Here is a 12,871-nt window from a genome sequence, read left to right as displayed (position 1 = left end):
ACGCCAAACCCCTTGACTACAAAAATCAAATACCTGTTAGGGCTCACATCCCTTTTATTGATCATCACCGTATGTGCGGCTTTTACCCTGACCCAGGAAAACAATTACGGTTTGGCCAGGCAGAAAATATTGTTCAGGGAGATTGGCCACGAAATACTGCTGTATTCGGGCGATAGTACTTCGAGGGTATTACCTGTACAAAAAATAGCCGAAAACGAATATCAGATCAGGTTTGAAAATGAATTTACCTTTCAATCAAACTCATTGGTTAAAATAATTAGCCGTACGCTTGCCAAAGAGAACCTGAGCCATAATTACGTTGTTAACGTATTAAATTGCACCGGAAAAGATATCATATTTGGCTATGCCATGGCAGATAATGTAAAAGATGATATTATGCCTTGCTCGGGCAGAAAGCAGCCAAAAAGTTGTTATGTTATCGATCTAAAATTCCAACAGAAGGGCTTTACCACTGTACAAAAAGGGTATAGTTTCGCAGGTGTATTTTTACTGGCATTTATGGGGCTCATAATTTCCGGCCCGGTGAAAAACAGAAAACAGATTGCACCAGCTAACAATACTGTTAAAGATGGCTATCAAATAGGGCATACCCTATTTAACCCTCATAAACGGCAATTAATTACCAAAGAGATAATCATTGAGTTAACAGCGAAAGAAACTAAGCTATTCCAAATTTTCGCTGGCTCGCCAAATGCCATCATTGAACGCAGCAGGCTTCAAAAAGAAATCTGGGAAGACGAAGGCGTAATTGTTGGCCGGAGTTTGGATGTATTTATCTCCAAATTAAGAAAGAAACTGGAACATGACCATTCTATTCAACTGATCAATATACACGGCAAAGGATATAAATTGAATATTGATGAGGCTACCCAAGTCAAAAAGCTTTAGTCGAAAAATCTGAAGCTTTTTTACGTTTTAGAATAACTATTGCTGAATTTTAAATCAATCAGCAGTGATTCATTCAAATTTAATATGTTTGAGTGTATGAATCAGCAACCTGCCCCTAAAAATTCTGTAACGCGTATCCTTACCGCGAGCCTCATCGGCACCACCATCGAGTTTTTCGACTTTTATATTTATGCCACCGCCGCGGTGCTGGTATTCCCTAAGTTGTTTTTCGCAGCGTCTGATCCTACTTCGGCTACGCTGGAGTCGCTGGCTACTTTTGCGCTGGCCTTTTTTGCCAGGCCACTTGGTGCGGCATTATTCGGGCATTTTGGCGATCGTAACGGGCGTAAAGCCACTTTAGTTGCAGCGCTGCTTACCATGGGCCCGTCAACAGTTGCTATCGGGCTTTTGCCGGGCTATGCCAAAATAGGCATTGCCGCACCAATATTATTGGCCTTGTTTCGGTTTGGGCAGGGTTTAGGCTTAGGCGGCGAATGGGGCGGTGCCGTATTGCTGGCTACAGAAAATGCCCCGGCAAATAAAAAAGCCTGGTATGGCATGTTCCCTCAATTAGGCGCACCTATAGGTTTCCTGTTATCCAGCAGCATATTTTTTATACTCAGCAAAACCATGAGCGAAAGCGATTTTATAAACTATGGCTGGCGCATCCCGTTTATTGCCAGCGCATTGCTGGTTTGGGTTGGGCTATATGTGCGAACAAAAATATCTGAAACGCCGGATTTTATGAAGATAGTTGACAACAACGAACGCTCTAAAGTGCCTTTTGCCGATGTTTTTGTTAAGCATACCAAAGCCATTGTATTAGGTACACTGGTTACCATTACTACCTTCCTGTTGTTTTATTTGATGACGGTATTTACCTTAAGCTGGGGCACCTCGGCTTTGCATTATCCTAAAAGCAATTTCCTGATCATACAAATGATCTCGATGCTGTTCTTCGGCATGGGGATCCCGCTGTCGGCAGTGCTGGCTGATAAATACGGACGCAACAATATGCTGATAGTGGCAACCATTTGTATTATGATATTCGGGCTAATTTTTGCCCCTTTATTTACTACAGGCAGCCTGGTAGTAACTGCGGTATTCCTGTCGCTGGGCATGTTTTTAATGGGGCTTACCTATGGGCCTATAGGCACCGCCCTGGCTGGTATATTCCCGGCCTCGGTACGTTATACCGGCGCATCCTTGGCCTTTACACTGGCGGGAATCCTGGGGGCATCGCTCACGCCTTACCTGGCAACTACATTGGCACACAATTACGGGCTTGCTTATGTGGGCTATTACCTAACGGTGGCGGCTGCGGTTACACTATTGGCTTTATTGGGCGCTAAGAAAATGATGAAACAGGAAGCCTGATAATTAAATATACTCCCACAACCCCATAAAGAAGCCTTAGCAGAAATACTGAGGCTTCTTTATGGGATTTTAAAGCGCATTAACAATTGCTTACAACCTTGATCCGAATTTAAAACAGCTAAAATTTTGGCTAAATACTTGTGTATTAATACATATCTACTTATTTTAGGATGTTGTTAAAACGATCTTTCCGCTGCTGCTATCTTTTTTTGAGTATGCTATTAATTGGCAATAAACATCTCAACAATTTAAAAGCCATTTTATGAAACGAAATTTATTTTTAAAATCATGCCTCACTTTGGGTGCTATCGCTGTTACTCCAATTAACATTATTGCAAAAACCATCTCAAAATTTAGAGTAAATGCCGGTTTTATGGTGGATGCCGGTAAAAGCCGGACTGATAAACCCATCTCCCTTTTTGAAGGCGATACCTTTATTACCAAGGTAGCAACAAAGGATACCGATGGCGATATATACGTTTACGAGTCATCACGAGTAAAAGAGGGCGGCCCCGCACATCACGTTCATTTTAGCCAGGACGAATGGTGGTACGTGCTACAAGGCGAGTTTCTGATTAAAATAGGAGACACAACCTATCAGGCTAAAACAGGCGACAGTGTTTTTGGGCCGCGCATGATACCACATAGCTTTGCCAAGATTGGCGAGGGAGAAGGCCGGTTATTACAGTTTTTTCAGCCGGCCGGCAAGATGGAAGAGTTTTTCACCAAATTAAGCGAAGGCATAGCTAAAACTATGACCGAAGAACAACAGGATAAATTTAGGGAAGAACATGGGTTTAAAAGAGTTGGCCCGCCGATAAAGAATTTTAAAAAAATGTAAATAGCCTCCCTATCTGATAAAGCCTCCTGCTTTTAAGCTGCTCACATACTGGAATAGTATTTGCATACATCACCACATGAAAGAGGAAACTATTAAAAAAGCGGCCAGGATACTGCTAGGCGCCAACCTTATATTTGCAGGAATAAGCCACCTTACCTTTACCCGCAAAGCATTTAAAGCGCAGGTGCCAGATTGGGTTCCTCTAAAAATAGACGATACTGTTGTAGCCTCGGGCATAGTTGAAATTGCCTTGGGCAGCGCCCTGCTGTTTACACCAGAAAAGCACCAGGAAACTGTAGGCAAAGTTGCAGCAGCCTTTTTTGTGGCTGTTTTCCCTGGCAATATTTCTCAATATACCCACAAGAGAAGTGCTTTTGGTTTAGATACCGATAAGAAAAGATTTTTAAGATTACTATTTCAACCCGTACTGGTTTACTGGGCGTTGAAAAGTACCGGCAAATAGTAGCAATACTTATTGCAAACCAAAGTATCATTATATCAATTTCAGACAACCGTTTATGTATAAACGGTTATGCTATTAATGCTGAATTCTTCTACGGTCTATTGTTCGCTGTTCGTTCCAGTATATTTTTCTTATTTCCGTAGTAAACTAAAATCTTTATTATTGTTGCGTCGAAAAAACGCAATACCCCCTTCACATTGCGTAAAACCAATTATATTTTATACCCGTTGGCTGCTGATAAGGCAACGACTAACCTTTAACCAATTTTAGCTATTTTACCGCAATGACTAAAGCTCCTGCTTATATCGAAACAAAAAACCATTATGAAATTCTCGACGGTTTACGTGGTGTAGCTGCGTTAATTGTGGTTATGTTTCACGTTTTCGAAACCTACTCGGGTACACGTTTCAAACAAATAATTAATCATGGTTATTTGGCTGTCGATTTCTTTTTCCTGTTATCGGGTTTTGTGGTAGCCTACGCTTATGATGACCGCTGGGGCAAAATGACACAGTGGGAGTTTTATAAACGGCGCCTTATCCGCCTGCAGCCTATGGTTATTATGGGCACAATAATTGGCGCTGCATTCTTTTACTTCCAGGGCGGGGCAACCTTTCCGCTGATTAATGAAACGCCTGTTTGGAAAATGCTATTGGTTATGATAGTTGGTTTCACAATGATTCCGCTGCCTATGTCGATGGACATACGTGGCTGGCAGGAAATGCACCCACTGAATGGGCCAGCCTGGTCGCTGTTTTTCGAATACATTGCTAATATTCTTTACGCGCTGGTTTTTCGCAAATTCTCTAAAAAAGTGCTTGCTGTATTTGTACTAATATTTGCTGTTATGCTTACCCATTATTTAGTATGGGGGCCGCAAGGCGATGTTATTGGCGGCTGGAGCATTAATGGCGCTCAGTTTAACATTGGCTTCACCCGGTTACTGTATCCATTTTTTGCAGGCATGCTGCTTTGCCGCATGGGCAAGCTCATCCATATTAAAAATGCCTTTACCATCTGTAGCTTATTAATTATCGCTATATTTTTTATCCCAAGAATTGGCGACGAGCAACACCTTTGGATGAATGGTTTGTATGAATCATTTTGTATTATTTTAATGTTCCCGCTTATTGTTGCCATAGGGGCCGGCGGTAATATAACCGGCAAGTTTGCCAAAAAGGTTTGTAAATTCTTAGGCGATATATCTTACCCTATTTACATAACCCACTACGCCTTAATTTATACTTATACCGCCTGGGTTGCAGATAATAAAATCCCGATAGGCTATGGCCTCGAAATTGGTACATTGCTTTTTGTAACAGCTGTTATTATTGCTTATGCATGCCTTAAACTTTATGATGAACCAGTGCGCGAATGGCTTAGAAAGCGTTTCTTAATGAAGCGTGCTTAATTTGATTGAATTATAAAGCCTCGGTTTATAATCGGGGACTTATTCGAATAAGCTTATCTTGTTATCAATACCTTTCTATTACTACTTAAGTATCGCCTCACAGGTATATCATAAACTACCATTACCAAATACGCTACGCCAACCAGCAGCAGCACGCTTGGTATAATAATGTAAAACATTTGGGCTATACCTGGTTTGTGGCTGTTAAAATAACTGGCCCATACCCATAATACGGCATAATGTGTCATGTATAACGGATAGGATATTTTACCGAAAAAATTACAGAGCTTTTTAAACCCGGCAGTTAATGCAGACCCGGCGCCCAGGGCAACCAACAGCGGAAAGTAGAATAATATAACCAGTGGCTCGGTAAGCCAGTTCCAGGTAGAAAACGGCATAACGAAAGCCAAGACCAATAATATCGACAGTGAGATAAAGCCCAGCTCGTTTTTAATAATCCAATTGGAGCGATACACAAGCAGCCCCGCTAAAAACGAATAGAAGATACGCGCACCACCATGCCAAAAGGTATCACCACTCCAACCGCCCATTAAGTTGCCTGCTTTATAACAAACCAAGCATAATATTACTGCCGCAGTTATGGTGAGGCCCATCAGCCATTTACGGCCAACTTTATACAGTATAAAAGCATAAAAAATATTAGCCACATATTCCCAGAATAACGACCACGCCGGCGCATTAAAACTAAACAGATTAAAATACCGGCCCGGCATAGCCGGATAGGGTATCAACAGTATAGAGCTTATAAATATCAGTATGAGTTTACCGGTGCTAAGTAATTCGGGCTTTATGTTAAAAGGGTCGAACAAATAGGTTAACAAGCCCAATATCGAACCCAAAATAACCAGCGGATGAAGGCGTATTATCCGCGACTTAAAAAATTCTACGACACCCATTTGGCCAATACGGTCGTCATAGGCATACCCAATTACAAAGCCGGACAAACAGAAAAAGAAATCGACCGCTAAAAACCCATGCCCTATAAAATCCTGACTATAGTCGCTAATTGCCACTTCCATAAAATGGAAAGTTACAACTGCCAGTGCGGCCACGCCTCGCAAGCCATCTAATATTTCAAAATGCTGCTTGGGTTTCAGAATTTTAAGGCCGGCTATTGGTGCGTTCATTAATTGGTTACTATCAAATTAATTTTGATAGTACAATAATATCATGAAAAAGCCCCTCGTCAAATTTTAAACATCAAAACCTGCTGTTATTTTCAGTCCGGTTAAAAAGACTCATTCAGATTCAGGAAGAATCCCCTGTTTCCAAATTTACCAAAGGCATAATCGAGCGCCAGGTTGGTACGTGTTGCTTTATTAAACAATACCCGTAAACCGGCACCATAACCCGGCTGAAATGTCTGGAATAGTTTGGTGCCCTGCTCGTCATCAGCGGTTTGCATGCTGGCAAAAGCAACCCCGCTCAAAAATTTATTTTTTGTAATCGGGAACCGGAATTCGGCTTCGGTATCGTTAAATTTTTTACCCTTAAAATACTGCGAAGTGTAGCCCCGGCCACTTCTAAAAGCGCCGTCGCGGGCTGTACCCGGCAGTTCCAGGTAAGGCACTTCGCCGCTAACCAGGTAAGAACCCCAGTTCCAAAAGGCGAGTACCGTTTCGGGATTCTCTTCAGACAGGCTGAAATATTTTCTGAAATCGGTTGTTATTTGTACCGCGCTTTTGGTGCTACCCATCCAGGTTTGGTTAACCCGCAAACCCAAATCTGCGTAAATACCTTTATAGGCACGGTTCTGATTGTCTCGGGTGGTGTATTGCATGTTAAAAAGCAGCCCATTTGCCGAATACTGTTTGTCATTAAAGCCGTGCTCTTTGTTATAAATTTTATATGGGGTTAAAGCGCTTGTATCTTTTTCGTTTATGCCTTTACGCACATCAAAAGACGCGCCCGCACCAATAAAAAGGCCTTCGGCAACTTCTTTATAAACCTTTTCCCTAACGTTGTAAAAGGTTGAATTAAGTACACGTACCTTATGGTTTGGGTTGGCCAATATTTGCTGAGCCTCCGTACCTCCCGAAACCTCCCTGCCAATGCCTAAGCCAAAATCGGGCGTAACAGATTTTGCCACTACGATATTACCCTGAAAATTCCATTTGTTACCGGGCGTGTAAATATTATGGTTGATGTAGAAATAAATGATCCCCTTGGTGGTGATAGATGCCGACGTAGCAGCCACCGACATAAATGTTGTTGGGTCTGTACCCAGCTTTCTGCCTGCTACTGCCTTTATACCTACCTGGAACCCAATAGTTGGGTTAGCCGCGATGTTTGGTATAATGGTGATGCCCGATGGTTTATGAAGCGAATCTGGCTTTTTATGGGGATGAATAATATCGCTCACCAGGTTGCCAAAATCATATTGTGTAGCCAGTGCGGCTTGTTCTTTTTGGTGGGCAATAAGCGCTTTTTTATGCAGGGAATCTTCTTTTAATGAATCAACCGCGGTTGCTACCTGGCTAAAAGCAAACTGATGGATGCCTGCAAACAGAAGCAGTAGTAACAAAAATTTATAGTTGGTGTTATACTGCACTTTGTAAAATAATAAATGTTCGAATTTCAAATTGTAGATCATCTTATACCAAATTCAAACCACTAAATACCCAGAATGTTTACAGTACCGCAACCAACAATACTTATATTATGGATTCTCAACGTTCAGAAACAGATATTTGATCTTTTAACTATAGGGTATTTATTATATTTAGTGCATAATTAACTCAAGCCCAATCAAACAATATTTCCAATATCACAAATGAACAAATTTGTAATACTATTCTTTCTGCTAATAGCCGTTAATACTTCAAGGGCACAAATAAATGCACTCACAGAGAACGGCAGGCAAGTTGTTTTATTTGATAATGGCACCTGGAAATATAGTGCAGATAGTACAGGCGGCAATCTTACCGATACAATAAAAACAAATCGGGCTAAGTTTGTAAAATCACCTTATGCTACCTTTCTTGTAAAAAGCAATACCGTTAATGTTGGTGTTTACATTAACCCGGCTAAATGGACATTCTCTCCGCATCGCGATAATGAAATAGTACCAGAATACCGGTTTAGCCTAAAATCAGGTAATGGGCAGGCGATGCTCGCCACAGAAAAAACACCGATTAACCTCAAAAACATGCGCAATATTGCATTAATTAATGCGCAAAAAGCGGCAGCGGATGCCCGGATTACCGGCCAAGAGTACCGGATTACAATAATCAAAAGATGCTTTATTTAGAAATGTCCGGAACTATTCAGGGTATTAAAATAAAATATCTAGGCTACTATTACTCTGATCAGAAAGGTACGGTTCAACTATTAGCTTACACCTCTGCAATGCTTTATAAAGAAGCCCGGGCAGAAATGGAAACATTTTTGAATGGCCTGGTTTTAATTAACTAAACCTTGATGAAGGTACCAGATGAACAATAAACTATATATGGTGTATTTATATATATGAGATTAAATTGTGGCGCTTATCTTCTGGCTATTAGTATTTTATCTTGCAATGCTACGGATAGCAGCTCAATGGCTGCATCCACAAATTCTTCTTCAGATAGCAGCCATCGTAACACGTCACAGATCACCATTATTTCAACAGGCAAAACAACACCTGCCGAACTCATAAACTTTGCCCGGTCGTTAAACGGCATTCCTTATAAATATGGCTCTACAAACCCAGCACAAGGGTTTGACTGCTCGGGCTTTGTTACCTATGTATTTAATCACTTTGATATAAGTGTATCCAGAAGCTCGGTCGACTTTACATTTGTTAAACAAGAGATTGATGTAAAAGATGCCCAACCCGGCGATCTGATCCTTTTTACCGGTACCGATAGCACCATCAAAACTGTGGGCCATATGGGCATAATTATTGCTGTAGATGAAGCCGGTCCCCGGTTTATTCACGCTACATCTGGCAAGGCACATGGCGTTACCGAAACATCATTATACCCAAAATATGCCGGGCGGTATATGAAAACCATTCGCATTTTTCCGCAAAACAACAGATAGTAAAACTACCCTCGTCTTTCTAGTGAGTATCCTTTATACGGGTATTTGATTTACATTTAAGAAATTTTATTTCTTTTTAAATAATTATCAAAACCAAATGATAAACAAATTGGTTATACTGATAACAATTTAAAGCGCATGTATCGCCATGAATGAACAAGATAAAATTTCCCGTCGTGCTGTAATTGGCGGGCTTGGTGCCACTTTAGCCACTGCAGCCGTTTCGCCTGTAATTGCAGCTACAGAAAACATCGCAAACAAATTTAAAACCTATGGACACACTACCCTTGCAAGACCCAACCACCAAATATCCCAAGCCCCCTTTTGAAGGGCAATCCCAACCATGGCCCGGCCTGGCCAGTAAAATGATTCCGCGGCCTGATCATGGCGAAACCAGCTATAAAGGCTCGGGCCGGTTAGCTGGCCGCAAAGCATTAATAACCGGCGGCGACTCTGGCATGGGCCGCGCCGCAGCCATTGCCTACGCCCGCGAAGGTGCAGATGTAGCCATTAATTACCTCCCCGCCGAAGAACCGGATGCCCGGGAAGTAATTGCGCTGATTAAAGCCGAAGGCCGTAAGGCCATTGCCATACCCGGCGATTTGCGCGAAGAAGCATTTTGCCAGCAGCTGGTAGAAAAAGCAGTTAAGGAATTAGGCGGATTGGATATTGTGGTTAACAATGCAGGCAGGCAACAGGCGCACGCTTCGATCCTTGATATTTCAACCGAACAATTCGATTGGACCATGAAGACTAATATTTACGCCCCCTTCTGGATTATTAAGGCCGCCCTGCCACATTTAAAACCCGGCTCGGTAATTATCGGCACTACATCAGAACAGGCTTATGACCCCACGCCCGATCTTTATGATTATGCGCAAACCAAGGCAGCCACCATGAACTATGTAAAATCGCTGGCCAAGCAGCTGGGGCCGAAAGGCATTAGGGTTAATGGCGTAGCACCGGGCCCAGTCTGGACACCCTTGCAAGTAAGCGGAGGCGCCAGCCAGGAAAAGCTGAAACAATTTGGCGGCCAAACGCCATTAGGCAGGCCTGGGCAACCAGCAGAACTGGGTTCTATTTATGTGCAGCTGGCAGCCGCAGATGCAAGTTTTGCAACCGGGCAGGTATACGGCTCGGCAGGCGGAGCAGGGCAGCCGTAAGCATTATCTTAATAATTAGCGTTAAAAGAAAATTGGATAGGATATAACCATTCAGTTTTCTTTTATTGTAATCAATTCATTAACTGAATGTTAAACCATAAAACATTTAAACGTAAATGATAGTTGCAAATAAAGTGAATTAACGTGCAAATTTATTGTACATTTGCAACCCCAACAAAAACATAGTGCGGGATGGAGCAGTTGGTAGCTCGTCGGGCTCATAACCCGAAGGTCATAGGTTCGAGTCCTGTTCCCGCTACCCAAATAAAGTAAAAAGCCTTTCAGAGCAATCTGAGAGGCCTTTTGCTTTTAAAGCATATCCCTTAAGGATTAAAAATCGGTATAATGATAAATTTTAATCGGCATACCAAAACTGCTCTTAAGTAACTGTATATCAGCTAATAGCATCGACGCTATATTTCGTCAAACTTTTAACGACAGGTGTCATGTTACATCATTTCAGGATGACTGGTTACAAAAAAGAGGGAAACTTCTCCTTGAACTTATCAAAGTACGCGTACCCTTATTAAATGAAAGCAACGTTTATGATGCATTTTCTGATGATTTTAACTTTGTAGTTGCGTTACCAATTTATTTGAACAAATGAACAGTCACTTTAGCGCATAAGCTACTGCTGTAAAATCTCCAATTAAGGTGAACTCCAATCGAACAATTTGGTCCCGGCCTTTTTAGTTTCAGCGGAACATTAAGCCTCCAAATTTCACGATACGGTAAAAACCGGCAAGCCATTGCAATGCAATTGTAATGAACAATTATATTTTACAGATATAAAAATACATTGATATAACTTGCTCATCAATAAACAAAAGGGTTATTAAACTCTAAATCACAAACCATGAAAACATTTAAATTTTACGCTTTTTTAATTTTAACCTTAATGGTTACAATTGGTGCCCGCGCACAAAGTGCAGACGAAAAACCAACTATTGTATTTGTACACGGCGTGTGGGCCGATGGCTCTTGCTGGGCCGATCAGATCTCTGCCTTACAAGCTAAAGGCTACCATGTAGTTTCTGTACAAAACCCCATAACTTCACTGGCAGAAGATGTAGCCACCACCAAAAGAGCCATTGACCTTATTAAAGGTAAAGTAATATTAGTAGGCCACTCCTGGGGTGGTTTTGTAATTACCCAGGCAGGTAACGACCCTAAAGTGGTAGGCCTGGTATACCTGGCTGCTTATGCACCAGACCTGGGCGAAAACATTTTAACCGTATCTGCCAACGCCCCGCAAACAGAACTGGGCAAATACTTTGTACCCTCAAGCGGTTTTCTATTTTTATCAGAAGAAGGCGTGAAAACCGTATTTGCTGCCGACTTAAGCGCGAAACAACAGGCCATGATCTATACCACGCAAGTACCCGCCTCGCAAACCGTATTTGCCGACAAAAGCGAAGCGCCTGCCTGGAAACAGAAACCAAGCTGGTACGTGGTTGCCAAAAGCGACAAAGCCATCCACCCAGATCTGGAACGCTTTATGTCTAAAAGAATGAAAGCCAAAACCATAGAGATAGAATCGAGCCACGTGGTGATGAACTCTCACCCTAAAGAAGTATTGAAGGTGATTGAAGAAGCCGCGAACTATAAATATTAACTGAAGCAATCACAATAATAAAATAAAGAAAGCCTTGAATCGAAAGATTTGAGGCTTTCTTTATTGACGGTATTTTTATAAGTTGGTAGGGGCTGGATGATATTGAGTTTGATTAAATAACTTACACGCTTATTTCAATACCAAAATTCTGTTTCTAATTTTCTATGGATAATATATTTGACAGCAATAATCTTTACCCGGGATACGATAACCCTTTGAAAGAATATTTTAAGGATTATTTTGACAGCGTATTTATCTGTTTTTCTCCTTTTTTCAAACTTAAAAATGGCACTGAAGAGTATACCAGTTTACAACAAGCAAAAGTTATAAGTTTAGAAGAATTACAGAAAAATAATGATGCATTCAAAAACCTTGACCCGAACGTTGAGCGGGTGATCTATACTAATAATAACTCTAGTTATCCGCAAGTGGAAGAAATAATTGATAACGGTACTCCGATAAAATGGCAGTATGTATTGGAACATACCCCGTTGAAAAACTTCTCCGAAATTAACTTAGCATTATGTACCTCTATCGGCGCACTTGGTCGCGACTTTAGAAGAATAGATCTGCAACAAAAACTCAATGCTTTCGCTGTAAGTAATTCAATTTATTATCCTACAGAGGGTCGTATCACCGCATTAAGTTTAATTCGTATTTATAATTGCTTAAAAACAATGGGGAAAGTGGATCTTGTAATTACTGACGAGTTTTTTCAAGACAGAAAAGTTATTAATTTAATCACATTGCCTTGTGTTGAATTTGTTTTATTGGTTAGAGGATACATGTATTTTTTCCCTATTGACAGAACATTATTGTTTACTATTGAATGGGATAGTTTCTATTTTCTGATCTGCGGAAACCAAGTACTCTTAGATGAAATTATTCCTAAATTTGAGTTTGAAGGCTTTTTTAGCAGTAATGAAACTATACATAATTGGTATTCTAACGAAGAAATTTAATACCCAGAGATATACTCCTTTCCAGCTTTAACAATTACCTTCTTAATGAAACGGACTACGATTAAGGCCTTTCTTTATATCAG

13 protein-coding genes and 1 tRNA gene are annotated in these 12,871 nt (G+C 41.1%); 12 read left to right on the top strand and 2 right to left on the bottom strand.

What is annotated here, in order from left to right; genetic code table 11:
• Positions 1-12 precede the first annotated feature (12 nt).
• The 5 genes from RG47T_RS22805 to RG47T_RS22785 all read left to right on the top strand — a co-directional run bounded on the left by RG47T_RS22805 (position 13) and on the right by RG47T_RS22785 (position 5,001).
• Positions 13-909 (top strand): winged helix-turn-helix domain-containing protein, encoded by an 897-nt coding sequence (locus RG47T_RS22805; protein WP_074492079.1) that lies wholly within the window; start codon positions 13-15, stop codon positions 907-909.
• A gap of 96 nt (positions 910-1,005) precedes the next feature.
• Positions 1,006-2,286 carry an MFS transporter gene (locus RG47T_RS22800; RefSeq protein ID WP_074492076.1) on the top strand — a complete coding sequence of 427 codons (1,281 nt, stop codon included), beginning with the start codon at positions 1,006-1,008 and terminating at the stop codon, positions 2,284-2,286.
• A 262-nt stretch (positions 2,287-2,548) separates the two neighbouring features.
• Positions 2,549-3,127, top strand: coding sequence for a cupin domain-containing protein (locus tag RG47T_RS22795; RefSeq protein ID WP_074492074.1), 579 nt, complete (start codon positions 2,549-2,551; stop codon positions 3,125-3,127).
• A 76-nt stretch (positions 3,128-3,203) separates the two neighbouring features.
• Positions 3,204-3,590 (top strand): DoxX family protein, encoded by a 387-nt coding sequence (locus tag RG47T_RS22790; RefSeq protein WP_074492072.1) that lies wholly within the window; start codon positions 3,204-3,206, stop codon positions 3,588-3,590.
• A 283-nt stretch (positions 3,591-3,873) separates the two neighbouring features.
• Positions 3,874-5,001 (top strand): acyltransferase family protein, encoded by a 1,128-nt coding sequence (locus RG47T_RS22785; RefSeq protein WP_074492070.1) that lies wholly within the window; start codon positions 3,874-3,876, stop codon positions 4,999-5,001.
• Positions 5,002-5,054: 53 nt separating this feature from the next.
• Here the strand turns inward: RG47T_RS22785 and RG47T_RS22780 are convergent, their stop codons facing one another.
• Positions 5,055-6,149: an acyltransferase family protein gene (locus RG47T_RS22780; protein WP_074492069.1), complete on the bottom strand. Its 1,095-nt coding sequence runs from the start codon at positions 6,147-6,149 to the stop codon at positions 5,055-5,057.
• 101 nt (positions 6,150-6,250) lie between these two features.
• A complete protein-coding gene (locus RG47T_RS22775) occupies positions 6,251-7,546 on the bottom strand; it encodes a BamA/TamA family outer membrane protein (RefSeq protein ID WP_245770828.1) in 1,296 nt (431 codons plus the stop codon).
• 249 nt (positions 7,547-7,795) lie between these two features.
• On the opposite strand from RG47T_RS22775, the gene RG47T_RS22770 reads away from it, so the two are divergent.
• The 7 genes from RG47T_RS22770 to RG47T_RS22745 all read left to right on the top strand — a co-directional run bounded on the left by RG47T_RS22770 (position 7,796) and on the right by RG47T_RS22745 (position 12,788).
• Positions 7,796-8,272: a hypothetical protein gene (locus tag RG47T_RS22770; protein WP_074492067.1), complete on the top strand. Its 477-nt coding sequence runs from the start codon at positions 7,796-7,798 to the stop codon at positions 8,270-8,272.
• Positions 8,260-8,436: a hypothetical protein gene (locus RG47T_RS26220; protein WP_171972585.1), complete on the top strand. Its 177-nt coding sequence runs from the start codon at positions 8,260-8,262 to the stop codon at positions 8,434-8,436. Before RG47T_RS22770 ends, RG47T_RS26220 begins: the two co-directional genes overlap by 13 nt.
• 126 nt (positions 8,437-8,562) lie before the next feature.
• Complete coding sequence (locus tag RG47T_RS22765) at positions 8,563-9,048, top strand: C40 family peptidase (protein ID WP_171972584.1); 486 nt, start codon at positions 8,563-8,565, stop codon at positions 9,046-9,048.
• Positions 9,049-9,320: 272 nt separating this feature from the next.
• Positions 9,321-10,211 (top strand): SDR family oxidoreductase, encoded by an 891-nt coding sequence (locus tag RG47T_RS22760; protein ID WP_074492065.1) that lies wholly within the window; start codon positions 9,321-9,323, stop codon positions 10,209-10,211.
• Between the two features lie 186 nt (positions 10,212-10,397).
• A tRNA-Met gene (locus tag RG47T_RS22755) sits at positions 10,398-10,474 on the top strand.
• A 593-nt stretch (positions 10,475-11,067) separates the two neighbouring features.
• Positions 11,068-11,826 (top strand): alpha/beta hydrolase, encoded by a 759-nt coding sequence (locus RG47T_RS22750; RefSeq protein ID WP_083627499.1) that lies wholly within the window; start codon positions 11,068-11,070, stop codon positions 11,824-11,826.
• A 164-nt stretch (positions 11,827-11,990) separates the two neighbouring features.
• The gene (locus tag RG47T_RS22745; RefSeq protein WP_074492063.1) at positions 11,991-12,788 is read left to right on the top strand and encodes a DUF2711 family protein; all 798 of its coding nucleotides are present in this window, start codon (positions 11,991-11,993) and stop codon (positions 12,786-12,788) included.
• The last annotated feature ends 83 nt before the right edge of the window (positions 12,789-12,871 follow it).

The organism is Mucilaginibacter polytrichastri (genome assembly GCF_001911425.1).
Taxonomy (GTDB): domain Bacteria; phylum Bacteroidota; class Bacteroidia; order Sphingobacteriales; family Sphingobacteriaceae; genus Mucilaginibacter; species Mucilaginibacter polytrichastri.
Note: the sequence above shows the minus strand (reverse complement) of the source record. Positions and strands in the feature narration are given on the sequence as shown.

Excerpts from the sequence above, each read along its gene's own strand:
- RG47T_RS22785 (WP_074492070.1), top strand. The coding sequence starts at position 3,874 with ATGACTAAAGCTCCTGCTTATATCGAAACAAAAAACCATTATGAAATT.
- RG47T_RS22770 (WP_074492067.1), top strand. The coding sequence starts at position 7,796 with ATGAACAAATTTGTAATACTATTCTTTCTGCTAATAGCCGTTAATACT.
- RG47T_RS22795 (WP_074492074.1), top strand. The coding sequence starts at position 2,549 with ATGAAACGAAATTTATTTTTAAAATCATGCCTCACTTTGGGTGCTATC.
- RG47T_RS22760 (WP_074492065.1), top strand. The coding sequence starts at position 9,321 with ATGGACACACTACCCTTGCAAGACCCAACCACCAAATATCCCAAGCCC.
- RG47T_RS22745 (WP_074492063.1), top strand. The coding sequence starts at position 11,991 with ATGGATAATATATTTGACAGCAATAATCTTTACCCGGGATACGATAAC.
- RG47T_RS22765 (WP_171972584.1), top strand. The coding sequence starts at position 8,563 with ATGGCTGCATCCACAAATTCTTCTTCAGATAGCAGCCATCGTAACACG.
- RG47T_RS26220 (WP_171972585.1), top strand. The coding sequence starts at position 8,260 with ATGCTTTATTTAGAAATGTCCGGAACTATTCAGGGTATTAAAATAAAA.
- RG47T_RS22750 (WP_083627499.1), top strand. The coding sequence starts at position 11,068 with ATGAAAACATTTAAATTTTACGCTTTTTTAATTTTAACCTTAATGGTT.
- RG47T_RS22800 (WP_074492076.1), top strand. The coding sequence starts at position 1,006 with ATGAATCAGCAACCTGCCCCTAAAAATTCTGTAACGCGTATCCTTACC.
- RG47T_RS22790 (WP_074492072.1), top strand. The coding sequence starts at position 3,204 with ATGAAAGAGGAAACTATTAAAAAAGCGGCCAGGATACTGCTAGGCGCC.
- RG47T_RS22780 (WP_074492069.1), bottom strand. The coding sequence starts at position 6,149 with ATGAACGCACCAATAGCCGGCCTTAAAATTCTGAAACCCAAGCAGCAT.